Origin of the sequence: Labrys sp. (in: a-proteobacteria), assembly GCF_047605565.1 — a bacterium.
In the GTDB taxonomy this organism is placed as follows: Bacteria; Pseudomonadota; Alphaproteobacteria; order Rhizobiales; family Labraceae; genus Labrys; species Labrys neptuniae.
In genome coordinates, this window is the sequence record NZ_JASGFM010000002.1 from 52,959 (window position 1) to 73,904 (window position 20,946).

Here is a 20,946-nt window from a genome sequence, read left to right on the forward strand (position 1 = left end):
TCCGGACAGGTTGTTCGGAGTTACGAACAGTGAAAGTCGATCTCAACGATCTCCATGCTTTCATGGCCGTCGCCCGGGCTGGGGGCTTCCGTGACGGCGCTCGTGCGAGCGGAGCCAGCCCGTCGGGCCTGAGCGAGGCGGTGAGCCGGCTGGAGACGAGGCTCGGCGTCAGGCTGCTGAACCGTACGACGCGCAGCGTCGCCGCCACCGAGGCGGGCGAGCGCCTGTTTGAGCGGCTTGGCCCGGTCATGAGCGAGATGGAGGCGGCGCTGGATGTCGTCAACGGTTTTCGCGACAGACCGGCGGGGACCCTCAGGCTCAATGTGCCCGTCAGCGCCGCCCGGCTGGTGCTGCCGGCGATCGTGCCCGGTTTCCTTGCCGCCTTTCCCGATATCCGGCTGGAGGTGATTGCCGAGGACAGCTTCGTCGATGTGCTGGCGGCGGGCTGCGATGCCGGCATCCGCTACGACGAGCGGCTGGAACAGGACATGATAGCCGTGCCCATCGGGCCGCGCATGCAGCGCTTTGCTGCTGGAGCGGCGCCCGCCTATCTCGATCGGCGGGGGCGGCCAGAGCACCCGCGCGATCTGCTTCACCATGCCTGCCTGCATGGCCGTTTCTCATCCGGGGCAATGCCGGCCTGGGAGTTCGAGCGCGACGGCGAGATCGTGACCGTCGACGCCACCGGGCCGCTCCTGGTGAGCGTCGGTACGGCGACGGATCTGGCGGTTGAGGCGGCAATTGCCGGCACGGGTATCATTTTTCTGTTCGAGGATTGGCTGCGCCCGTATTTTCAGAGCGGGGCTCTCGAACCTGTCCTTGAACCCTGGTGGCAACGCTTCTCCGGCCCTTTTCTATATTATCCCGGGCGACGTCTCGTTCCCGCACCGCTGCGGGCATTCATCGATTTCATCAAGACGTCCGGGCCACGCTCCCTGGCGGGCGCCGAGGACAGGCCTCTCCGGTGAGGGGAGTTGAGCAACGGCATCAGGCCCTCGCGGCAAAGGCGTCCAGTTTATCGAGCAGGGCGGCCAGTTCCTCGGCGCTCGGCTGGAAGGACTTCATGCCCATGCTGATGAGAATGCCATAGGAGGCGAACAGCACCAGGGTCGAGTCGATGCTGCCGGCCTTGTCATCCTTGCCCGCTCGCTCGACCAATGTGCTGAACATGGTGGCCAGCACGCCGGCCGCTTCCGGGATTTCGGCAGCAGTCACCAAGAACGCCGGCGACACACCGCCTTCCTCCAGGGCGACGCGACGGGCGAGCTGAGCCAGGGCCGAGGCGAAATTCACGGTCGCATCAGCGGTCTCGTCGATTTCCATCATCAGCGTTTCCATGTCCTGGCGCATGGCGGCGACGATCAAGGCGGTCTTGGTCGGGAAATGATGCAGCACGCCGCCCTTGCTGACGCCGGCCTCTGCCGCCACCAGATCGATGGTGAGGTTGTGAACGCCGATGCGTTCGATCACCGCGATGGTGGCGGTCAGGATTTGCCCGATGGTTTCCATGCTGCGCCGCTGCAACTTTCGCGCGCGCAGGGTCTGGGGTGGGGGAGCAGACTGGGGCATAATTCCTGAAAGGGTCTCCGTTCAATAAAAACCGTCTGGACGGTTTTGTTTTTAGTTGATATGGGAACGCTCGACAAGTGAAATGATCGTTCCCGACCGGGTGTCCCGGGAGGGGACCATGGCCTCTGGACGCCGCGGAGCGGGTGAGGACGATGCTACAATTGCAGGATCTCAGGCCTTCCCGTCGAAGCGGCTTCCTCGAACGACATTCGCATGAATCAGCGAGGACGACGATGATCTCAAACCTCGGCAATCCCGCATGGCCGCGCCGCGCCGTAAGGTTGCAGCGCGCCGTCCTGCTCGGAAGCCTGATTGCGATGACCTTGCCCGCCGCCGCCTGGAGCGGAGGGGCGCCGGCCCGCGTTGGCGTGGTGACCGCGCGGGTTGCCGATTACCGGCCGAGCGTCAGCCTGACCGGCGACGTGGAGGCCCAGGTGCAGAGCGACATATCGTTCCGCGTGAGCGGGCGCATCGTCGAAAGGCTGGTGGATGTCGGTGATCACGTCACGCCGGACCAGGTGCTGGCACGCGTCGACGGACAGGAGCAGCGCATCGCCCTCGACACCGCCAACGCCGCGCTCGCTTCAGCCCAGGCGCAGCTCCAGCAGAGCCAGGCTGCGTATCAGCGCCAGAAGACACTGATCACCTCGAATGCCACCTCGCAAAGCAGTCTCGACGCCGCGCAGGAGAATCTCAGCGTCGCCCAGGCTTCCGTGGCGGCCGCGACGGCACAGGTCGAGCAGGCCAAGGAACAGCTCGGCTATGCGGATCTGCGCGCCGGTGTCGCCGGCACGGTGACGACACGCAATGCCGAGGCGGGGCAGGTCGTCCAGGCCGGCCAGACCGTGGTCAGCATCGCTCAGGACGGACCGCGCGACGCGGTCTTCGACGTCTACGAGGCCCTGATCGACAAGCCGCCGGGTTCACCGGAGATCGGTATCACGCTGGTGGCGGATCCCAGCGTGAAGACGACCGGCCATGTGCGGGAGATCTCGCCCATCGTCGATGCCCGCAAGGGCACGATCCGGGTGAAGATCGGCCTCAAGGAAACGCCACCGGCCATGTCGCTCGGCACGGCCGTGCGCGGCGAGGCCAGCCTTGCTGCCCAGAAGCGTTTCGTGCTGCCGTCCTCGGCTCTGTTCGAGTGGCAGGGCAAACCGGCTGTCTGGACCGTCGCTGCCGACACCCATGCGGTCGAACCGCGGGTTGTCACGCTCGATCGTTACACCACGCAGGACATCGTGCTGTCGGCCGGACTCGAAGATGGCGAGAGCGTCGTCGTGCGCGGCGGTCAATTGCTGCGGCCCGGCCAGGTCGTCGAAGTCGTCGTCGAAACCGTCGAGGAGCAGGCGCGATGAGCTTTTCCCGTCTCATGCCGATGACCTCGGCGGCCCTAGTGGCCCTGGCCGGGGGTGCCCTGGTACTGGCTGGCGACGCCTTGGCGCAGGACCGCATCGCCCGGCCGGTGCTGACCTTCACGGTGCGCAGCATCGACACGGCCAGCTTCGGCCCCTTCGTCGGCAGCGTCGACGCCCGCTACCAGACCGATCTCGGCTTCCAGGTCGGCGGGCGTATCATCGCCCGCGAAGTGAATGTCGGCGACAGGGTCAAACAGGGTGACAGGCTGGCGGCCGTCGATGCCACGCTGCTGCGCCTCGCCGTGCAGTCGGCCGAGGCCGATCTCGCCAATGCCAAGGCCCAGCTCGCCAATGCCGTGCTGACCGAAAACCGCAGCCGCGCCTTGGTGGTCACCGAGACGGCTTCGCGCGCGCAGGTCGATACGGCCGTGGCCGCGCGGGAGACGGCGGACGCCAAGGTCTCCCAGGCCGAGGCCTCGCTGCGGCAGGCCCGCAACGTGCTCAGCTATGCCGAGCTCGTCGCTCCCTATGACGGCGTGATCACCGCCGTGAATTCCGACGTCGGCAAGGTGGTGTCGGCCGGTGACATCATCGTCACCCTGGCTCGGCCCGACGTGCGCGAGGCCGTGGTCGACGTGCCAGATTATCTGGCCGACGAACTCAAGGCCTATCCCCGCTTCGACGTCGTTCTGGCCGGCGAGCCCAGCATCCGCACCACGGCCACGCTGCGCCAGCTCGCGCCTGCCTCCGATGCGGTGACGCGCACGCGCCGGGCTCGCCTGGCCCTGCAGGATCCACCCAATGGCTTCCGGCTCGGCTCGACCATTTCCGTGTCCGCCACGCGAAAGGTCGCGCCCCATGTCGCCGTTCCCGTCTCGGCCTTGGCCGGACCGAGCGACAAGCCGTCCGTCTGGGTGGTGGATGCGGCCAAGGCCGTGGTCGTGGCCCGGCCGGTGACCCTGGTCTCCACCAAGGCCGGCTATGCCGTGGTTGATGGCCTCAAGGACGGGGACATCGTGGTGGAAGCCGGGGTTGGCAGCCTGCAACCCGGCCAGGCCGTCGATCTCCAGCGCAGCCAGACTCTCGAGGAACAGAAATGAGCGGCTTCAACCTGTCGGACTGGGCGCTCAAGCACCGCTCCTTCATCTGGTATCTGATGATCGCCTCGGTGATCGCCGGCGCTCTCTCCTATGTGAGGCTCGGCCGCGAGGAGGATCCGTCCTTCGACATCAAGACCATGGTCGTCCAGGTGAACTGGCCGGGCGCCACGCTCGACGAGACCCTCAACCAGGTCACCGACCGGGTCGAGAAGGAGCTCCAGCAGATCGGCGCGCTCGACTATACGCGCAGCTATACGCGGCCGGGCACGGCCACCATCATGGTCAACCTCAAGGACACCACCAACGGCCGGGCCCTGAGCGATGCCTTCTACCAGGTGCGCAAGCATGTGAACGACATCTGGTACACCCTGCCGAGCGGTGTGCAGGGGCCCTTCTTCAATGACGAGTTCGGCGACGTCTACGGCAATGTCTATGCCTTCACGGCCGACGGCATCGATTTCCGCCAGCTGCGCGACTATGTCGAGGAAGTACGCAATCGTGCGCTCGCCGTACCCAATGCCGGCAAGACCCAGATCCTCGGCGCCCAGGACGAGGTGATCTATCTCGATTTCGACACGGCGCGCCTTGCCAGCCTCGGGCTCGACCGCCAGGCGGTGATCGCCTCGCTGCAGGCGCAGAACTCCGTCTCGGCCGCCGGCGTGATCCAGGCCGGGCGAGATCGCGTCAGCGTGCGGGTCGATGGCGGCTTCAAGTCGGAACAGGACCTCAGGGCAATCAATCTGCGCGTCAATGACCGCTTCTTCCGGCTGAGCGATGTCGCCACCATCACGCGCGGCTATGTCGATCCGCCGACTTCGCTCTTCCGTTTCGACGGCAAGCCCGCCATCGGCCTGGCGGTCGCCATGGCGCCGAACGGCAACGTTCTCCAGTTTGGCGAGGACCTGAAGGAGGCCATGACCGAAGTCACCGGCACCCTGCCGATCGGCGTCGGCGTGCATCTGGTCTCCGACCAGCCGGCGGTGGTCGAGGAGGCGATTTCCGGCTTCACCCGCGCCCTGATGGAGGCGGTGATCATCGTGATGGCGGTGAGCTTCGTCAGCCTCGGCCTGCGTGCCGGGCTGGTGGTGGCGATCTCCATCCCGCTTGTGCTGGCCATCGTCTTCCTGGTGATGGAATATACCGGCATCTCCCTGCAGCGCATCTCGCTGGGCGCGCTGATCATCGCCCTCGGCCTGCTGGTCGACGACGCGATGATCACGGTGGAGATGATGATCAGCCGGCTGGAGGCGGGCGACAGCCTGGGCAGGGCAGCGACCTTCGCCTACACCTCGACGGCCTTTCCGATGCTGACGGGCACGCTGGTGACGGTGGCCGGCTTCATCCCGATCGGCCTCAATTCGAGTTCGGCGGGCCAATATACTTTCACCCTGTTCGTGGTGATCGCCGTCGCCCTGCTGGTATCCTGGATCGTCGCGGTGCTGTTCGCGCCCCTGCTGGGCGTGACCGTGCTGCCTGCGACCATGAAGAAGCATGACGAAAAGCCGAGCCGGCTGGCTTCCGCCTTCAAGAGCACGCTGCTCGCCGCCATGCGCTGGCGCTGGGCGACCATTGCCGTCTGCCTTGGCCTGCTCGCTGCCTCCGTGGTGGCCATGGGCCATGTCCAGCAGCAATTCTTCCCTTCGTCCGATCGGCCGGAACTGCTGGTCGACATGACGCTGCCGCAGAACAGCGCCATCGGTGAGACCAAGGTGCAGATGGACCGTTTCGAGCAGGCGTTCGTCGGGGATGACGACGTGGTGCGCTGGAGCTCCTATATCGGGCAGGGCGCCGTGCGCTTCTACTTGCCGCTCGACCAGCAGCTCTCCAACCCCTTCTTCGGCCAGGCCGTGGTGGTCACCAAGAATATCGAGGCCCGCAACCGCGTGCAGAAGAAGCTGGAGGCGCTGGCCCGCGACAAGTTCGTCGGCATCGACGTGCTCGTCCATCCGCTCGAGCTGGGTCCGCCGGTCGGCCGCCCCGTGCAGTATCGCGTCAGCGGCGCCGATCTCCAGAAGGTGCGCGAGCAGGCGATCAAGCTTGCCGGCATCATCGCTGCCGACCCCAATCTGGGCACGATCACCTTCGACTGGAACGAGCCGGCGCGCGTGCTCAAGGTCGAGGTCGACCAGAACAAGGCGCGCCTGCTCGGCGTCACCTCGCAGGATATCGCCTCCATCCTCGATGGCACGCTGGCGGGAACCGCCTTCACCCAGGTGCGTGACAACATCTATCTGGTCAACGTGGTCGGCCGTGCCACTGCGGATCAGCGCAACTCCGTGGAGACGCTGGAGAACCTGCAGATCCCGCTCTCGGGCGGGACAGTGGTGCCGCTGCGCGCGGTGGCGAATATCGGCTACGGCATGGAGCAGCCGATCGTCTGGCGCCGCTCGCGCCTGCCCACCATCACGGTGCAGGCCGCGCTGGTCGGCAATGTCCAGCCGGCGACGGTGGTCGACAGGCTGGCGCCGAAGGTGGCCGAATTCAAGGCCGGGCTGCCCGACCACTACAAGCTCGAAGTGGGTGGGGCGGTGGAGGAATCCGCCAAGGGCCAGGGGCCGATCATCGCCATCGTGCCGATCATGCTCCTGACCATGGTGACCATCCTGATGGTACAGCTCCAGAGCTTCCAGAAGCTGTTCCTGGTGATCAGCGTGGCGCCGCTCGGCCTGATCGGCGTGGTGCTCGGCCTCCTGCCCTTCAATCAGCCCATGGGCTTCGTCGCCATCCTCGGCATTCTCTCGCTGATCGGCATCATCATCCGCAACTCCGTGATCCTGGTGAAGCAGATCGAGGATCATGAGGAGGCGGGCATGGATCGCTGGACCGCCGTGGTGGACGCGACCGTCCACCGCATGCGTCCGATCATGCTGACGGCGGCCGCCGCCAGCCTCGGCATGATCCCGATCGCCCGCGAGGTGTTCTGGGGCCCGATGGCCTATGCCATGATCGGCGGCATCCTGGTGGCAACCGTACTGACGCTGCTGTTCCTGCCGGCCCTCTATGTGGCCTGGTACCGGATCAAGGAGCCGACGACACCGGCTGCCGCCTGACGAGCGCCTCCAGATCGTCCCAGGCATAGACGAGGTTGTGCGAGCGCCAGAGCGGGCCCGGATCGGTGTAGGATCCGGCCGGCCTGCCGCCTTGCGCCTCGTAGAAGGCAATCGCGGGTCCATTGCCGGCGACGACGCCGATGGCAGCGCTCCGGCGGCCCTGTTCGACCAGCCGCGCCGCCATCGTTTCGAGCAGGGCCCGTCCGATACCCCGGCGCTTATGCTGTGGATCGACATAGAGATGCTTGATCTCGCTGCGTCCGTCGAAGATCGCCTGCGAGGGCGTGCCGGCCGCGGCAAAGCCGACCAGCCCGGCCCCGCTTTCGGCCAGCAGCACGATCTGGTCGGCGGCAGGGGAGGACAGCCGCTTGTGCCAGCTTGCGAAGCGATGCTCCTCGTCCAGTGCGACGAAGGCCTTGGAAGGCGCCAGCGCATGATAGGTGTGGCGCCAGACCGCGACATGCAGGTCGGCCACCGCCTTGGCGTCGTCGAGACGGGCAGATCGGATGTTGACTGCGCTCATTCCATCGCTCCCAAAGCTGGCAGTTACCCGTTCCGGAAACACTCTTGGGGCATGAAACGCGGCTCAAGCGCCGACGTTCCAAGACCATACGCTGCAAACGCTTAGGCCAGCATCATTGCTGGCCGGTCCCGCCATGTAGATGGCCGGCGTGGATGAGCCGAGACCCTGATGATGGCAGGACCCGCGCTCCCTACTGAAACACGCATGGGGTCCCGATGGAAGGGTGCTGCTGGGCGCCGCATCCGTCCGGATGACGAGGATGCGGGAGCAGGAAACGGCGGCTCCTAGAGCAAAACGCGTTCAGGCGTGAACGCTTGTTTGCTCTAACTCCTTGTTCCGACGCGTCTTTGCGATTCTGGATGATTCCACCAAATCGCAAAACGCTTTAGAGTCTCGCCTGCGTGCTGCGCGGCGTGGCGAGCAGCAGGTGGGTTTCGGAAGCAGTAACGCCCTGGATCAGGCGGATGCGGCGCAGGACAGCGTCGAGATCGCTGAGATTAAGGGTGGCGAACTCCACCACGATGTCCCAGCGGCCATTGGTGGTGTGCACTGCGCTGACCTCGGGAAAGCCGCCGAGGACGTCGATGACCCGGTCCGCGGCCCGTCCTTCCACCTCGATCATCACGATGCCGCGCACCGGCATGGCGATCGCGTCGGCCTTGAGGATCACGGTGTAGCCGATGATGTCGCCCTGGGCTTCCATGCGCTCGATGCGTGCCCGCACCGTGGCGCGCGACAGGCCTAGCTCGCCGGCGAGATCGGAAATGCTGCGCCGGCCATTGTGGCGCAGCAGGGTGAGGAGCTGGCGGTCGATGTCATCCATGCGTTTGCCGAACTGATCATAAGTTTATAGCAATTCGATAAGGGATATTGAGCTCTTTGCCAAATTGCATCGTTCATACCGCCAAGCCTGGGCGATAGACTGCCGCCGGATTTCAAGAGGCTCGCATGACTTCGAAACATTGTATCTTGCTGGGTGTGCCGCTGCAGGAAGGCACGGGACGGCTTGGCTGCGATATGGGCCCCGGCGGCTTCCGGGCCGCAGGCCTGGCTGGCGCCTTGCAGGAACTCGGCCACAGCGTCGAGGATCGCGGCAACCTTGCTCCCGCACCCCAGCGCCCGCTCGGTCACCCCAACCAGGCCATAAAGCATCTGCCTGAAGTGGTGGCCTGGACCGAAGCCCTCGCCGAGGCTTCCTATCGTCTCGGTGCCGAGGGCATGCCGATCATCCTCGGCGGCGATCATGGCCTGGCTGCCGGCACGCTCAGTGGTTTCAGCCGGCGAGCCGCCGAAACGGGCCGGCCCTTCTTCGTGCTCTGGCTCGATGCCCATCCCGATTTTCACACGCTGGACTCGACGGTAAGTGGCAATCTGCATGGCTGCCCGGTGGCCTATGCCACCGGCCGGCCCGGCTTCGAGGGCTATTTCCCGCCGCTGGCCGCGCCAGTGAATCCCGAGAACATCTGCATGATCGGCATTCGCAGCGTCGATCCGGCCGAGCGCACGGCCCTGACCGCCGCAGGCGTCACCGTGCATGACATGCGCGCCATCGACGAGCATGGCGTCGGCCCGCTGCTGCAGGCCTTTCTCAAGCGCGTGGCGGAGGCGAACGGCGTGCTGCATGTCAGCCTCGACGTCGACTTCCTCGATCCCGGCATTGCGCCGGGCGTCGGCACCACGGTGCCGGGCGGTGCGACCTTCCGCGAGGCGCATCTGATCATGGAGATGCTGCATGACAGCGGCCTCGCCACCAGCCTCGATCTCGTCGAGCTCAACCCCTTCCTCGACGAGCGCGGCCGCACGGCCCTGCTCATGGTCGATCTCGTTGCCAGCCTGATGGGGCGGCGGGTGATGGATCGGCCGACGCGCGCGGGCACGGCCTAAACGGCCTAAACGGCCTAACCTGTCATTGCATCTGGGAAGCCAGACCTGCAATCGTGGCGTTGGGAAGAGGGATCTGCCGCCGCCATGTCAGCGCAGCGGCGGATGATCGGAGGAGGCGGCATGCCACAGAGCGTTCGTGACACCAGGGCCATGATTGCGGGCATGACGCCGCGCCTCAAGGAAGGGGCCTTCGTCTTCTGCACCACAACCTCGCCGGCCGTGATCGAGGCTGCTGCCGGGCAGGCGCTGTCCTTCTTCCGGGAAGAGGAAGGCGTCACCTTGATCCTGCCGGTGGAGGTTGCCGCCACCTTCGGCTTCGATACCGCCCTGGCGATGAAGCGCATCAAGTTGGAGGTCTTCTCCGCGCTAGACGGCGTCGGGCTGACGGCCGCCGTGGCGTCCGCCCTGGCGGCGGTTGGGATTCCCTGCAACATGGTCGCGGCCTTTCACCACGACCACGCCTTCGTTCCCGCCGGGATGGCCGAGCGCGCCGTCGCCGTCCTCGAGGCCGCACAGCGGCAGGCTGCAAGCTGAGGCGCCAGCTTATGCGCCGCCCAGGCGTTCAGTCCCGAACGCGCCTTGCTCTGTTGGCATAGGGCAGCACGAACATATAGAGGCCGCTGAACAGCAGCAGGAAGAGCGGCAGCAGGGGCGCATAGACCACCAAGGCCGGTGGTTCACCCAGTGCCATGGCAACGAAATTGGCAATCACGGTCACCGTGAAGGCGATGGACAGCCAGCGATGGGTCTGCCGGATCAGGGCGTTGAAGTTCAATGCAGCCTCCCTTGTGAGTATCGAGTCGTTATGCCGCAGTGGGGCCGGAGCTTAATTCAGCTCCGCCACGACCTTTTCCAGATTGGCGAGGAATTGCTGCCATCCGGCCTTGGCGCCGCCATAGGCCTGCCGCTGGGTCGGCCGGAAGCCTGCCTGCTCCATGCGCAGATGCGTGCCGGTGCTGCTGGGCGTGAGCGTGAAGGTCACCACGCTCTTCAGATCGTAGGCGGGATCCTCATGGCTGAAATTCCAGCTATAGGACAAGGTCCGGTGCGGCTCGACGGTGAGGACCTCGCAGTCGAGCACGCCGCCCCATTCGCCGCGCAGATTGAAGCGGTGGCCGACCACCGGATCGAAATCGTTCTTCATCAGCCACTCCTCGATCAGATGAGGCTGGGTGAGGGCGCGCCAGAGCTTTTCGGGCGGATGCCGAATCTCGCGTTCGACGACGACGGTACGGGTTTCGCTCTCGCTGTTGGTCATTGGTCCATCCTGTTCAGCAAATCTTCGAGATCGTCGAACCGGGCTTCCCAGAATTGCGTCATCTGGCTTGCCCAGTCGATCAGAGGGCCGAGGGCGCCGAGTTGTGCGCAATAATGGGTCTGCCGGCCCTCATGGCGGTCGCGGACCAGCCCGGCCTGTTTCAGCATGGCCAGATGCTTCGAGACAGCCGGCTGCGAGACCCGGGCATGGGTCGTGAGAGCCCCGACCGTCTGCTCTCCCTTGCGGCACAGGCGCTCGAAGATCGCTCGCCGGGTCGGATCGGCAAGCGTTCTGAACAGCAGGTCGGGGGAGAGGGGTGTCAAAATCAATAACTCCTAAGTTATGGGTTTGATCCATAGCTCAGTAGTTATGAATTTGTCAACTCTGCAGCAAAGGGCGCAACCGTCGTCAGTCCGCGACATGGCTCTAACGGGGTCACACAGGACATTATCCGGAAAAGCGGATCGGCTTTTCGCGAAGAAGATGCGGTCAAAACGGCGGGGAAGCGGGGAGTGCAGATTGCCGCTGCCGCCGGAGATGTCGCCCGGCGGTGCGCTATCCCGGCGCCGCAAGCGTCAGGAGCAGGGCCACTTCTCCTGCAGGGCCGTGGTGGCGAGGACCACGAAGGGCTCCTTGAGCCGGTCTGGATGGGCGTCGAGGAAGGCAGAGACGACGGTTGCCGTCTGCGCGACCGAGACGTCGACCGGCTTGCAGATACGGCTGTTCGACGTCAGCAGGCGGCCCATCGAGGCAAGATCCTCGATCTCGATCGCGCAACCCAGGGAAGGAAGTACGAGTTCACTCGGTGTCGGCCCGGTATTGGCCGCCAGGCTGCGGCAGGCGGCGCGATAATAGTCGCCGCTGTTCGGCAGGGTTTCGGCCGTTACGGGTATGCAAAAGCCGGTCAAGCAAAGGGCTGAAAGCAGGAATTTTCTCACCATGGGGAAATCCTCGATGTGCCAGCTTGTCCTGGCAAACTGGCATTTGCGGGGCGGCATGGTCAATCCGAACCCACCACGCGGTATGGTCTGGCCCGGCGCGTACCGTGGCAACTGCCGGCGCTGGGACACTCTTCACGGTGCGAAGATCGCAGAGATCATTCGCGAATTCCATAGTAAAACAATACAAAAGGAATTCCTCCGATCGTATAGACTTGTGTTCTCCGACCACGCACGCAAGTGCGCTTGTCCGCTGGGGAAGCCATGTTCATTTCAAGCACCAAACGATTTCTCGCCTTTTTGGTCGTGGCGACGCCTATGTTTGCGCCGATGGCGAGCCATGCCGGCGATATCGAGCTGCAGCCGCAGCAGTTGCGGGAAGATCTTGCCTTCCTGAAGGAGCGTTGGGCACCGCTCGACAAGAGTTTCAGCGACGAGCAGCGGCAGGCCTTCAACCGCCGGATCGAGGAAATCGCGGCCGCGGCTGACAAGCTCACGCCGGAAGATTTTGCCCTGGACGTCATGGGAGCTGTCGCACTTGCCGGCAATGGGCACACTAACGCCAATGTCGCTGCCTATCTCGGCGCTGACCTGCCAGTCCGCGCCTGGTGGTTCGCCGACGGGCTGTTCGTCGTCAAGACCCATCCGGCCTATGCCCATCTGCTCGGTGCCCGCATCGACAGGATCGGTGCGCTGCCGGCGGAGCAAGCCTTGCAGCAGGTCGAGCCTTACCTGGCCGGCGTGCGCCAGCGCAGGCGCTTCCTTGCTCCAGGCTACCTGGTCAATCCACGGATCCTGAAGAAGATCGGTGCGGCGGATAGCGCCTCCGCCATCCCCTTCACGGTGCGGTTGGCGGATGGCAGCACGCAAACGCCGCGCCTCGAACCCGTCGCGGCGGATCCGGGTGACGAGCGCAGATCCGGACTGAATCGGGGCTATTCCGTCCTGATCCCGGATCCGAGGGATCTGCCGGAGCGCTGGCCGCATATTCTCGATGGCAAGGGCGATCCTTCGCCGCTCTACAGCAAGCGTGGCGACGTCAAGGCCTTCATGATGACGCCTTCAAACAACACGCTCTATATCCGCAACGATACCGTCGCGAGCATCGACGATACGCCGCTCGTCCAGAAGCTCTCCGCCATCGTCAGGGACGAGATCCTCGCGCACAAACCCAAGCATGTCATCGTCGACCTGCGCCTGAACAATGGCGGCGATTTCTTCAATACGATCCTGTTCGCCCAGGCCCTGCCACGTCTCCTGCCCGAGGATGGGCATATATTCGTGCTGGTGAGCCGGGCGACCTTTTCCGCCGGCATCGTCACCGCTGCCATGATCAAGGGGGCCGGAGGCGACAAGGTGGTGTTCATCGGCGAGCCCATGGGCGATGCAGGCCAGTTCTGGGCTGAGGGCCGGAAGATGACGCTGCCCCATTCGAAGATCGCGGTGCGGTACAGCGACCAGTTCGAGGATTACGAGAAGGGGTGCACGGATACGCGCAATTGCTATTGGGCGACGGTGGCGTTCGGTCCGCGCGGCATCTCGCTGGCGCCCGACATTGCCGTCGACGTCACTTTTGCCGACTATGCCGCCGGGCGCGATCCCGTGCTCGCCAAGGCGCTCGAGCTCGCACGATGAGCCCTGGCGGTTTTCGGGCGATTGGCCGCGTCGGAGCGAGAAGCGGATCGGTAACAAGGCGGGCTCGGTTGTCGTAGGATGGAGGAGAGGCCAAGCCACCATCCTGCGAGGAGACCTGCCCATGCCGACACGCCGCGATTTCCTGGGCCTGGTCCTGCTGGGAGGTGCGAGCTTCGCCTTCGCGCAAGCGGCCGCGGCGGGGCCTGCTCGCCTCACGCTCAGCGAGGCGGAATGGCGCCGGCGTCTGACGCCAGCCCGGTTTGCCATTCTGCGGGGAGCCGGCACCGAACCGGCCTTCACCAGTTCTTTGCTGCATGAGCAGCGGGCGGGGCGCTTCACCTGCGCGGGCTGTGGCACGGCCCTGTTCTCCTCCCGGACCAAATATGACAGCGGCACAGGCTGGCCGAGCTTCTGGGCGCCGATCGGCCGGTCGGTGCGCACCAGCCGGGATGCCAGCCTCGGCATGATCAGGACGGCGGTTGCCTGCGCCCGTTGCGAGGGGCATCTCGGCCATGTCTTCGACGATGGCCCCAAGCCGACGGGGCAGCGCTACTGCATCAATGGATTGGCCCTGGCCTTCACGCCAGGCACGGCATGATAAAGGCCGTTTGAAGCACAGCCGTAATTTGTTCGTGAATTGTTCTTGTTTCCGGCGAGCGGCTGGGTATGATCAGGCATTCCTTCCTTCGGAGAGATTGCGCAATGCCCATCTTCAGCCGCGCTGGCCTGGCCCTGATCGCATTGATGGCCCTGCAAACCGGCCCTGTCCTGGCCGAGACGACGGCCTGCAAGCCGTTCAAATGGCCGCTGACGCGCGAGCAGGGCTGGTTCCAGGCTTCGCCGCCGACTTTGGCTTCGGGCGGGACACTGGCCAAGGTCGACGGGGCCGCCGACCTGCAGCTCAGCCCGGTGGCGGACCTCAAATTTCCCGTCACGACCGGGCGCAAGCCGGCGACAGGCACCTTTGGGGCGCTGCTGGCCCTGCCGCCGATCGAAAAGGCCGGCCTCTATCAGGTCACGCTCTCGGATGAGGGCTGGATCGATGTCGTCCAGGCCGGTGCAACGGTGAAATATTCGGCGGCGACCGGCCAGAAGGCCTGCGCCGGTTTGCGCAAAAGCGTGCGCTTCAACCTGGCGCCGGGGCCGGTTTCGCTACAGATCAGCGGCGTGAAGGCGCAGTCCATCAAGCTCGCCGTGGCGCCGGCCGAATAGAAGCCGACGCCTGCTGCCCATCCCGTATGGTCGCCCGCTGGACCGGACAGGTCCGGTCGAATGCCGACCGTGCCTCGAGGATGGCGGCGCGGTTGGCGAAGGCCCATTGGCCGAGGGCGTTCACCGGCATGCGCAGCGAATGGCCAAGTTCGGTGAGCTCATAGTCGACGCGCGGCGGAATGCTGGGCGTCACGCTGCGGCTGATGAGGCCGTCGCGTTCCAGCCCTCGCAGCGTGAGCGTCAGCATGCGCTGCGAGATGCCGTCGATCCGGCGCTTGATCTCGCTGAAACGCAAAGGCCCCTGGCTCAGTGCCATCACGATCAGGATGCTCCATTTGTCACCGATACGGGACAGGATCTCGGTGACCGGCCGGCAGCTCTCGGTCAGGTTGTCCTTGTCCTCGTTCAGGCCGGTTACACCCATGTCACCTACGGCCATGAATGTGCCTCCTTGTGCCTCACATGCCTGTACCATATTTAGCCTCAGTTACGTTTTGTAACCAGAAAATTTCAACCTGGAAAACTCCGGGGCGCTTCGTTCCCGGTGAGGCGCGACACCTATGGAACTCGGCCTGTACACCTTCGCGGAAACCACCGCGGATCCCGCCACCGGCACCGTCATCAGTGCTCAGGAGCGCATTGCCAATCTGATGGAGGAGGTCGAGCTTGCCGACCAGATCGGCCTCGACGTCTTCGGCATCGGCGAGCATCACCGTCCCGACTTCGCCGCTTCCACCCCTGCGGTACTGCTGGCGGCGGCGGCCATGCGCACCAAGCGCATCCGCCTTACCAGCGCCGTCACCGTGCTGAGTTCGGACGATCCGGTGCGCGTGTTCCAGGAATTCTCGACCGTGGATCTGTTGTCGGGCGGGCGGGCCGAGATCCTGGCGGGGCGGGGCTCCTTCATCGAGTCCTTCCCGCTGTTCGGCTACGACCTCAAGGATTACGACAGCCTGTTCGCCGAGAAGCTGGACCTGCTCTTGAAGATCCGCGAGCAGACCACGCTGAGCTGGCAGGGCGAGCATCGTGCGTCGCTCGATCGCCAGAGCATCTATCCGCGTCCGGTTCAGCAGCCTCTGCCGGTCTGGGTCGGCGTTGGCGGCAATCCCCAATCGGTGATCCGCGCCGGCACGCTCGGTCTGCCGATGGCGCTTGCCATCATCGGCGGGGAGCCGGCGCGCTTCAAGCCGCTGGTCGATCTCTATCGCGAGGCGGCGCGCCGGGCCGGGCATGATCCGGCCAGGCTTCCGGTCAGCATCAATTCGCATGGCTATATCGGCGAGGACGGCGACAGAGCGGCGGATGAGATCTTCCCCTATTATGTCGATGTCATGGGCCGCATCGGCCGCGAACGCGGCTGGCTGCCGCTGAGCCGGGCGCAGTTCGAAGCCTCACGCGCCCCGCAAGGGTCCGATTTCGTCGGCGATCCCAGTGCCGTGATCGACAAGATCCTGGCCGAGCATGAATTGTTCCGGCACCAGCGCTTCCTGATCAAGTTCTCCATGGGCAGTATTCCCCATGCCAAGATGATGAAATCGATCGAGCTCTTCGGCACCGTGGTTGCCCCGGCTGTCCGGAAGGCGCTGGCTCCCGTGCCGGCATGAGGCGGTATAAAGCAACACTTTTGCCTGAAAATAGACAAAAGTGTTGCTTTGCTGGCAATGGCGCCTAAGCTGAGCCTGCACAAGTGGGAAAGGCGCAGCCATGACACGTCGCTATCTGATCGGCCTCGACTATGGCACGGAATCGGCGCGTGGCGTGCTCGTCGATGTCGAGAGCGGCAAGCAGGTCGCCAGCCACGCGGTGCCCTATCGCCATGGCGTGATGACCCGCCTGCCCGAGGGACCGGCCTTGCCGCCGCTCTGGGCGCTCCAGAACGCCGACGATTATATCGAGGCGGCTCAGGCCATCCTGTCGGCCCTCGGCCGGGACAGGCAAGTTGAAGGCATCGGCCTCGGCTTCACCGCCAGTTCGCCGCTGCCGGCCACGGCGGAGGGCGTGCCGCTCTCGCGCCTCCACCCGCAGGAGCCGCACGCCTATGTGAAATTGTGGAAGCATGGCGCCGCCCAGGCGCAGGCCGAGGCCATTAATGCGCGGGGCGGGGCCTTCCTCGATAATTTCGGCGGCAAGCTCTCGGCCGAGTGGCTGTTGGCCAAGGCGGCGCAACTGGCGCAGGAGGCACCGCGACTGTGGCAGGAGACGGGGCGTTTCATCGAGGCGGGTGACTGGCTCGTCTGGCAATTGACCGGGCGTGAGACACGCAGCCTCGGCTTTGCCGCCTACAAGGCGCAATATGCCGATGGGGCGGGCTATCCCGATGGCATCGTCGAGGGTCTGGCCGACCGCCTGAGGCCGCCCCGGCGCGCCGGCAGCTCGGCGGGGGGCCTGTCGGCCGCCTGGCGTGAGCGTACCGGCATTCGCGGGCAGGCGGCCGTTGCCGTGGCGGTGATCGATTCCCATGTCGTGCTGCCGGCCGTCGGCGGCGTCAGCGATGGCTGCCTCGTCGGGGCTCTCGGCACCTCCGCCGTCTATCTGATGCTCGGCCGCGAATTCCGGCCCTTGCCCCAGGGCATCGAGGGCGTGGCGTTCGATGGCTCGATGCGTGACCTATGGTGCTATGAATCGGGCCAGGCCGGCTTTGGCGATACGCTCGCCTGGTTCGTCAAGACCTTCCCGCGCGCTGCGGATGCGGCTGAAAATTTCAGGCTCTACAATGAAGAGGCGGCTGGTCTTGCACCGGGCGCCAACCATCTCCTGGCACTCGACTGGTGGAGCGGCAACCGCGTGCCTCTGGCCGATTCCGGCCTGAGCGGCCTGCTCCTCGGCTTGACCACGGGCACGACGGCGGCCGGCATCTACAGGGCTCTGCTGGAGTCGCTCGCCTATGGTGCGCGCAGCATCCAGGATCTCTTCATCGCCGGAGGCTTTCCCATCGACCGCCTGATCCTGTCGAGCGGCCTTGCCCGTAACAATCCCCTGCTGGTGCAGATCATGGCCGATGTCTTCGCGCGCGCGGTCGAGGTGCCCGAAATCGACAATCCCACCGCGGTGGGTGCCGCCATCCATGGCGCCATCGCGGCCGGGGTCGTCGCCGATTATCCCGATGGCGGCGCGAGGTTCGGCGCCCGGGCGTTCAGGACCTATCGGCCGGACGCCCGGGCCGCATCCACCTATGCCGATCTCTATCGCAGCTACGCCGCCCTGGCAGGTGATGCTTCGCTGCGAACGGCCATGCATGCGCTCAACCGGATCGGTAATATCCAACAGCTCCCTTAGCGGCGCCGCCGTTATGCCTGAAAACAGGCAAAATATATTTGCAATCATTCAGCGATGATGCATTAATCCGCTTCCTGCGATGGAAAGGCCATCGTCGAGAAGAGAGCGCCAAGCTCCATTCAAAAATCTGGGAGGATTTCATGTCAGCGCTCCGCCTGAGCCGCATCTTCACGTCCACTGCCCTCGCCACCACGGCCGCCCTCGGCTTTGCCGTGTTTTCGTCCCTCGCCGTGGCCGACAAGGCCCAGGCGGCAGGCGAAGTGATCGTCGGCCTGGTCACCAAGACCGAGGTCAATCCCTATTTCGTCAAGCTGCGCCAGGCCGCCGAGGCCGAAGCCAAGAAGAAGGGCCTCAAGCTGATCGCCCGCTTCGGCAAGTTCGACGGCGACAATGAAGGCCAGGTCGCGGCGATCGAGGACCTGATCTCTGCCGGCGCCAAGGGCATCCTGGTGACGCCCAACAATTCGACCGGCATGCTCGGCATCATCAAGAAGGCACGCGACTCCGGCATCCTGGTGATCGCGCTCGACACGGCGACCGATCCGGCCGATGCGGTCGACGCTACCTACGCCACCGACAATTTCGAGGCCGGCGTCAAGCAGGGCACCTATGCCAAGAAGGCCATGGGCGACAAGAAGCCGGTGCTCGCCATGCTCGACGGCACGCCGGGCGGCACGGTCGATACCTTCCGCCACAACGGCTACCTGCAGGGCTTCGGCATCAAGGAGGGCGACTCGGTCATCGCCGGCTCCGCCATCACCAATGGCGCGCAGGACAAGGGCCAGACCGGCATGGAGAACCTCCTGTCGAAGAATGGCGACATCAATGTCGTCTACACCATCAACGAGCCGGCCGCGGCCGGCGGCTATGCGGCACTGAAATCCTTCGGCAAGGCCAAGGCGGTGATGCTGACCTCGATCGACGGCAGCTGCCAGGGCGTGAAGGACGTCAAGTCCGGCAAGGTCGCCGCCACCGTGATGCAGTTCCCTTACAAGATGGCAGTCGCCGGCGTCGATGCGGTCGCCGAATATGCCAAGACCGGCAAGAAGCCGACCGGCTTCATCAACACCGGCTCGGAGCTGATCACCGACAAGCCGATGGCGGGTCTCGACTCCAAGGACACCGCCTGGGGCCTCAAGAATTGCTGGGGCGGCGAATAAGCCCAACCCTACCCAAAACGTGATCGGAAAATCGCAGGAAGCTCGACTTTTTGTCATCACCGGGCTTGTCCCGGTGATCCGGAGAGCCACAATCTCGCTGGGTTGCGGTATCTGGATGCCCGGGACTAGCCCGGGCATGACAAAGGCCGAGCTTTTCTCGATATCGTCGAGGATCGTATGAGCACGACCACGGTTCCCGCACCTGAAGAGAAGCGCAGCCTGCTGGCGCGCATCTTCGCGGTGCCTTCGGCAGGGCCCTTCCTGGTATTGGCGCTGTTCTGCGTCATCTTTGCCAGCATCAACGAGCGTTTCCTTGCCCTGCAGAACATCTCGCTGATCCTGCAGCAGACCGTGGTGGTCGGCACGCTGGCGATCGGCCAGACCCTGATCATCCTGACCGCGGGCATCGACCTCGCCGTCGGGGCGATCTGCGTGCTCGGCACCATCATCGCCGGCAAGATGGCGGCACTCGGCTATGATCCCGTGCTGTCCATGGGCGTGGCGATCGTGCTCTGCACCCTGTCGGGCACCGTGGCCGGCGGCCTGATCAGCGGGCTGAAGCTGCCGCCCTTCATCGTCACGCTCGGCACGCTCGGCATCATCACGGCTGCCCTGCGCCTGATCTCCGCCGGCGGTGCCTTTCCGGTCGATGACGAATTCCTGAGCTGGACCGGCAATGGCGAACTCATCGGCGGCTTCGTGGTCACCTATGGCGTCCTCGCCATGCTGCTGCTCTATGCCTTGGTCTGGTATCTGCTGAACCAGACCAAATGGGGCCGTCACGTCTATGCCATCGGCAACAATCCCGAGGCGGCGCGGCTGGTCGGCATTCCCGTCAGGCGGCATCTGCTTTCGGTCTACGTGCTCGCCGGCCTGCTCTATGGCATCGCCGCCTGGCTGGCGCTCGGCCGCATTCCCAATGCCGATCCCAATTCGCTGCAGACGGCCAATCTCGACTCGATCACCGCCGTGGTGATCGGCGGTACCTCGCTGTTCGGCGGCCGCGGTGGCCTCGTCGGCACGCTGATCGGCGCGCTGATCGTGGGCGTGCTGCGCAACGGTCTGACGCTCGCCGGCATCGATCCGCTCTGGCAGGACTTGATCACGGGCATATTGGTGATCGTGGCGGTGGCCTTCGACCAGCTTTCGCGCGGGAGGCGCTGATGACCGCATCCGCTTCTTCCGAGGTCATCCTCGAGGCCCGCAACGTCATCAAGCGCTATGGCCATGTCACGGCGTTGGACGGGGTGGATTTCGAGCTGCGCAAAGGTGAGATTCTCGCTGTCGTTGGCGACAACGGCGCTGGCAAGAGCTCCCTGATCAAGGCACTGACCGGAGCCCTCAAGCCGGACAGCGGCGAAATCCTGCTCGATGGCCAGCCCGTGCATTTCAAGGGGCCGCTCGATGCCCGCCATCGCGGCATAGAGACCGTCTACCAGGATCTGGCGGTGGCACCCGCCCTCGACATTTCCTCGAACCTCTTCCTGGGGCGTGAATTGCGCATGCCCGGCGTGTTCGGGACAGTGTTTCGGCGCCTCGACAAGGCACGCATGCGCGAGGAAGCGCGCAAGGCCATGGCGGAACTGAAATTCCGGCTGCCGTCGATCCACAACGCGGTGGAGGCTCTCTCGGGCGGCCAGCGCCAGGGCGTGGCGGTGGCGAGAGCCGCCTTGTTCGCCAAGAAGCTGGCGATCATGGACGAGCCGACGGCGGCGCTCGGCGTGCGCGAGACCGGCCAGGTGCTGGAACTGATCCGCACCATCCGTGACCGTGGCCTGCCCGTCGTGCTGATCAGCCACAACATGCCCAATGTGTTCGAACTCGCCGACCGTATCCACATCATGCGACTGGGCCGCCGGGCCGCCGTGGTAAGTCCCAAGACCCATTCGATGGCCGACGTGGTGGCCATCATGACCGGCGCGGCCAAGGTCGAGGATTTCGAAAAGCGCGGTCAGGGGTGATGCCATCAAAGAGGTGCTTCCG

Annotated in this window: 22 protein-coding genes; 14 read left to right on the forward strand and 8 right to left on the reverse strand. The window is 65.0% G+C overall.

All coding sequences use genetic code 11. From position 1 onward, the window contains the following. The first annotated feature begins 29 nt into the window (after positions 1 to 29). Complete coding sequence (locus tag QM672_RS02335) at positions 30 to 968, forward strand: LysR family transcriptional regulator (protein ID WP_415080509.1); 939 nt, start codon at positions 30 to 32, stop codon at positions 966 to 968. Positions 969 to 987: 19 nt separating this feature from the next. Here QM672_RS02335 and QM672_RS02340 read toward each other — a convergent pair whose 3' ends face one another. Beyond that, on the reverse strand, positions 988 to 1,569 hold the full coding sequence (locus tag QM672_RS02340) for a TetR/AcrR family transcriptional regulator (RefSeq protein ID WP_415080510.1): 582 nt from the start codon (positions 1,567 to 1,569) through the stop codon (positions 988 to 990). Between the two features lie 233 nt (positions 1,570 to 1,802). Here QM672_RS02340 and QM672_RS02345 point away from each other — a divergent pair, with 233 nt between their 5' ends. From QM672_RS02345 to QM672_RS02355, 3 genes are read left to right on the forward strand one after another with little or no spacing between them, the layout of a single operon-like run. After that, positions 1,803 to 2,927 (forward strand): efflux RND transporter periplasmic adaptor subunit, encoded by a 1,125-nt coding sequence (locus QM672_RS02345; RefSeq protein WP_415080511.1) that lies wholly within the window; start codon positions 1,803 to 1,805, stop codon positions 2,925 to 2,927. Next, complete coding sequence (locus QM672_RS02350) at positions 2,924 to 4,027, forward strand: efflux RND transporter periplasmic adaptor subunit (RefSeq protein WP_415080512.1); 1,104 nt, start codon at positions 2,924 to 2,926, stop codon at positions 4,025 to 4,027. The genes QM672_RS02345 and QM672_RS02350 overlap by 4 nt, the downstream gene beginning before the upstream one ends. Then, the gene (locus QM672_RS02355; protein ID WP_415080513.1) at positions 4,024 to 7,077 is read left to right on the forward strand and encodes an efflux RND transporter permease subunit; all 3,054 of its coding nucleotides are present in this window, start codon (positions 4,024 to 4,026) and stop codon (positions 7,075 to 7,077) included. The genes QM672_RS02350 and QM672_RS02355 overlap by 4 nt, the downstream gene beginning before the upstream one ends. On the opposite strand, the gene QM672_RS02360 is transcribed toward QM672_RS02355, so the two are convergent. Beyond that, on the reverse strand, positions 7,046 to 7,600 hold the full coding sequence (locus QM672_RS02360; RefSeq protein WP_394311684.1) for a GNAT family N-acetyltransferase: 555 nt from the start codon (positions 7,598 to 7,600) through the stop codon (positions 7,046 to 7,048). The genes QM672_RS02355 and QM672_RS02360 overlap by 32 nt on opposite strands. 385 nt (positions 7,601 to 7,985) lie before the next feature. Further along, complete coding sequence (locus QM672_RS02365; RefSeq protein ID WP_068294636.1) at positions 7,986 to 8,423, reverse strand: Lrp/AsnC family transcriptional regulator; 438 nt, start codon at positions 8,421 to 8,423, stop codon at positions 7,986 to 7,988. Between the two features lie 125 nt (positions 8,424 to 8,548). On the opposite strand from QM672_RS02365, the gene rocF reads away from it, so the two are divergent. Both rocF and QM672_RS02375 read left to right on the forward strand, forming a co-directional pair. Then, a complete protein-coding gene (gene rocF / locus QM672_RS02370) occupies positions 8,549 to 9,484 on the forward strand; it encodes an arginase (protein WP_311944667.1) in 936 nt (311 codons plus the stop codon). 120 nt (positions 9,485 to 9,604) lie between these two features. Beyond that, on the forward strand, positions 9,605 to 10,018 hold the full coding sequence (locus QM672_RS02375; protein WP_367626308.1) for an ACT domain-containing protein: 414 nt from the start codon (positions 9,605 to 9,607) through the stop codon (positions 10,016 to 10,018). 28 nt (positions 10,019 to 10,046) lie between these two features. Here the strand turns inward: QM672_RS02375 and QM672_RS02380 are convergent, their stop codons facing one another. The 4 genes from QM672_RS02380 to QM672_RS02395 form a co-directional block, all read right to left on the reverse strand. Next, a complete protein-coding gene (locus tag QM672_RS02380; RefSeq protein ID WP_311944669.1) occupies positions 10,047 to 10,259 on the reverse strand; it encodes a hypothetical protein in 213 nt (70 codons plus the stop codon). A 51-nt stretch (positions 10,260 to 10,310) separates the two neighbouring features. Next, positions 10,311 to 10,742, reverse strand: a complete 432-nt coding sequence (locus QM672_RS02385) for an SRPBCC family protein (RefSeq protein WP_394311690.1) — start codon at positions 10,740 to 10,742, stop codon at positions 10,311 to 10,313. Next, positions 10,739 to 11,065: an ArsR/SmtB family transcription factor gene (locus QM672_RS02390; RefSeq protein ID WP_367626306.1), complete on the reverse strand. Its 327-nt coding sequence runs from the start codon at positions 11,063 to 11,065 to the stop codon at positions 10,739 to 10,741. The genes QM672_RS02385 and QM672_RS02390 overlap by 4 nt, the downstream gene beginning before the upstream one ends. Positions 11,066 to 11,317: 252 nt before the next feature. Next, a complete protein-coding gene (locus tag QM672_RS02395; RefSeq protein WP_415080514.1) occupies positions 11,318 to 11,683 on the reverse strand; it encodes a Rap1a/Tai family immunity protein in 366 nt (121 codons plus the stop codon). 315 nt (positions 11,684 to 11,998) lie between these two features. Here QM672_RS02395 and QM672_RS02400 point away from each other — a divergent pair, with 315 nt between their 5' ends. The 3 genes from QM672_RS02400 (at position 11,999) to QM672_RS02410 (ending at position 14,527) form a co-directional block, all read left to right on the forward strand. After that, positions 11,999 to 13,315 (forward strand): peptidase S41, encoded by a 1,317-nt coding sequence (locus QM672_RS02400; protein ID WP_415080515.1) that lies wholly within the window; start codon positions 11,999 to 12,001, stop codon positions 13,313 to 13,315. 121 nt (positions 13,316 to 13,436) lie between these two features. Then, positions 13,437 to 13,913, forward strand: a complete 477-nt coding sequence (gene msrB, locus QM672_RS02405) for a peptide-methionine (R)-S-oxide reductase MsrB (protein WP_415080516.1) — start codon at positions 13,437 to 13,439, stop codon at positions 13,911 to 13,913. Between the two features lie 104 nt (positions 13,914 to 14,017). Next, on the forward strand, positions 14,018 to 14,527 hold the full coding sequence (locus QM672_RS02410; protein WP_311944676.1) for a hypothetical protein: 510 nt from the start codon (positions 14,018 to 14,020) through the stop codon (positions 14,525 to 14,527). Here QM672_RS02410 and QM672_RS02415 read toward each other — a convergent pair. After that, positions 14,499 to 14,966: a helix-turn-helix domain-containing protein gene (locus tag QM672_RS02415; RefSeq protein WP_311944677.1), complete on the reverse strand. Its 468-nt coding sequence runs from the start codon at positions 14,964 to 14,966 to the stop codon at positions 14,499 to 14,501. The two genes, QM672_RS02410 and QM672_RS02415, sit on opposite strands and share 29 nt — an antisense overlap. Before the next feature lie 121 nt (positions 14,967 to 15,087). Between QM672_RS02415 and QM672_RS02420 the strand changes: the two genes are divergently transcribed. The 5 genes from QM672_RS02420 (at position 15,088) to QM672_RS02440 (ending at position 20,924) form a co-directional block, all read left to right on the forward strand. Next, positions 15,088 to 16,131 carry an LLM class flavin-dependent oxidoreductase gene (locus QM672_RS02420; protein WP_415080517.1) on the forward strand — a complete coding sequence of 348 codons (1,044 nt, stop codon included), beginning with the start codon at positions 15,088 to 15,090 and terminating at the stop codon, positions 16,129 to 16,131. A 100-nt stretch (positions 16,132 to 16,231) separates the two neighbouring features. After that, a complete protein-coding gene (locus QM672_RS02425; RefSeq protein ID WP_394311700.1) occupies positions 16,232 to 17,803 on the forward strand; it encodes an FGGY-family carbohydrate kinase in 1,572 nt (523 codons plus the stop codon). Positions 17,804 to 17,943: 140 nt separating this feature from the next. Further along, positions 17,944 to 18,963: a substrate-binding domain-containing protein gene (locus tag QM672_RS02430; RefSeq protein ID WP_415080518.1), complete on the forward strand. Its 1,020-nt coding sequence runs from the start codon at positions 17,944 to 17,946 to the stop codon at positions 18,961 to 18,963. Between the two features lie 177 nt (positions 18,964 to 19,140). Beyond that, the gene (locus QM672_RS02435) at positions 19,141 to 20,127 is read left to right on the forward strand and encodes an ABC transporter permease (RefSeq protein WP_068291578.1); all 987 of its coding nucleotides are present in this window, start codon (positions 19,141 to 19,143) and stop codon (positions 20,125 to 20,127) included. Then, positions 20,127 to 20,924, forward strand: a complete 798-nt coding sequence (locus QM672_RS02440) for an ATP-binding cassette domain-containing protein (RefSeq protein ID WP_311944682.1) — start codon at positions 20,127 to 20,129, stop codon at positions 20,922 to 20,924. The genes QM672_RS02435 and QM672_RS02440 overlap by 1 nt, the downstream gene beginning before the upstream one ends. Positions 20,925 to 20,946: the final 22 nt, after the last annotated feature.

Excerpts from the sequence above, each read along its gene's own strand:
- QM672_RS02420 (WP_415080517.1), top strand. The coding sequence starts at position 15,088 with ATGGAACTCGGCCTGTACACCTTCGCGGAAACCACCGCGGATCCCGCC.
- QM672_RS02430 (WP_415080518.1), top strand. The coding sequence starts at position 17,944 with ATGTCAGCGCTCCGCCTGAGCCGCATCTTCACGTCCACTGCCCTCGCC.
- QM672_RS02385 (WP_394311690.1), bottom strand. The coding sequence starts at position 10,742 with ATGACCAACAGCGAGAGCGAAACCCGTACCGTCGTCGTCGAACGCGAG.
- QM672_RS02345 (WP_415080511.1), top strand. The coding sequence starts at position 1,803 with ATGATCTCAAACCTCGGCAATCCCGCATGGCCGCGCCGCGCCGTAAGG.
- QM672_RS02410 (WP_311944676.1), top strand. The coding sequence starts at position 14,018 with ATGCCCATCTTCAGCCGCGCTGGCCTGGCCCTGATCGCATTGATGGCC.
- QM672_RS02360 (WP_394311684.1), bottom strand. The coding sequence starts at position 7,600 with ATGAGCGCAGTCAACATCCGATCTGCCCGTCTCGACGACGCCAAGGCG.
- QM672_RS02415 (WP_311944677.1), bottom strand. The coding sequence starts at position 14,966 with ATGGCCGTAGGTGACATGGGTGTAACCGGCCTGAACGAGGACAAGGAC.
- QM672_RS02435 (WP_068291578.1), top strand. The coding sequence starts at position 19,141 with ATGAGCACGACCACGGTTCCCGCACCTGAAGAGAAGCGCAGCCTGCTG.
- QM672_RS02440 (WP_311944682.1), top strand. The coding sequence starts at position 20,127 with ATGACCGCATCCGCTTCTTCCGAGGTCATCCTCGAGGCCCGCAACGTC.
- msrB (WP_415080516.1), top strand. The coding sequence starts at position 13,437 with ATGCCGACACGCCGCGATTTCCTGGGCCTGGTCCTGCTGGGAGGTGCG.
- QM672_RS02375 (WP_367626308.1), top strand. The coding sequence starts at position 9,605 with ATGCCACAGAGCGTTCGTGACACCAGGGCCATGATTGCGGGCATGACG.
- QM672_RS02340 (WP_415080510.1), bottom strand. The coding sequence starts at position 1,569 with ATGCCCCAGTCTGCTCCCCCACCCCAGACCCTGCGCGCGCGAAAGTTG.
- QM672_RS02350 (WP_415080512.1), top strand. The coding sequence starts at position 2,924 with ATGAGCTTTTCCCGTCTCATGCCGATGACCTCGGCGGCCCTAGTGGCC.
- rocF (WP_311944667.1), top strand. The coding sequence starts at position 8,549 with ATGACTTCGAAACATTGTATCTTGCTGGGTGTGCCGCTGCAGGAAGGC.
- QM672_RS02400 (WP_415080515.1), top strand. The coding sequence starts at position 11,999 with ATGTTTGCGCCGATGGCGAGCCATGCCGGCGATATCGAGCTGCAGCCG.
- QM672_RS02365 (WP_068294636.1), bottom strand. The coding sequence starts at position 8,423 with ATGGATGACATCGACCGCCAGCTCCTCACCCTGCTGCGCCACAATGGC.
- QM672_RS02355 (WP_415080513.1), top strand. The coding sequence starts at position 4,024 with ATGAGCGGCTTCAACCTGTCGGACTGGGCGCTCAAGCACCGCTCCTTC.
- QM672_RS02425 (WP_394311700.1), top strand. The coding sequence starts at position 16,232 with ATGACACGTCGCTATCTGATCGGCCTCGACTATGGCACGGAATCGGCG.
- QM672_RS02395 (WP_415080514.1), bottom strand. The coding sequence starts at position 11,683 with ATGGTGAGAAAATTCCTGCTTTCAGCCCTTTGCTTGACCGGCTTTTGC.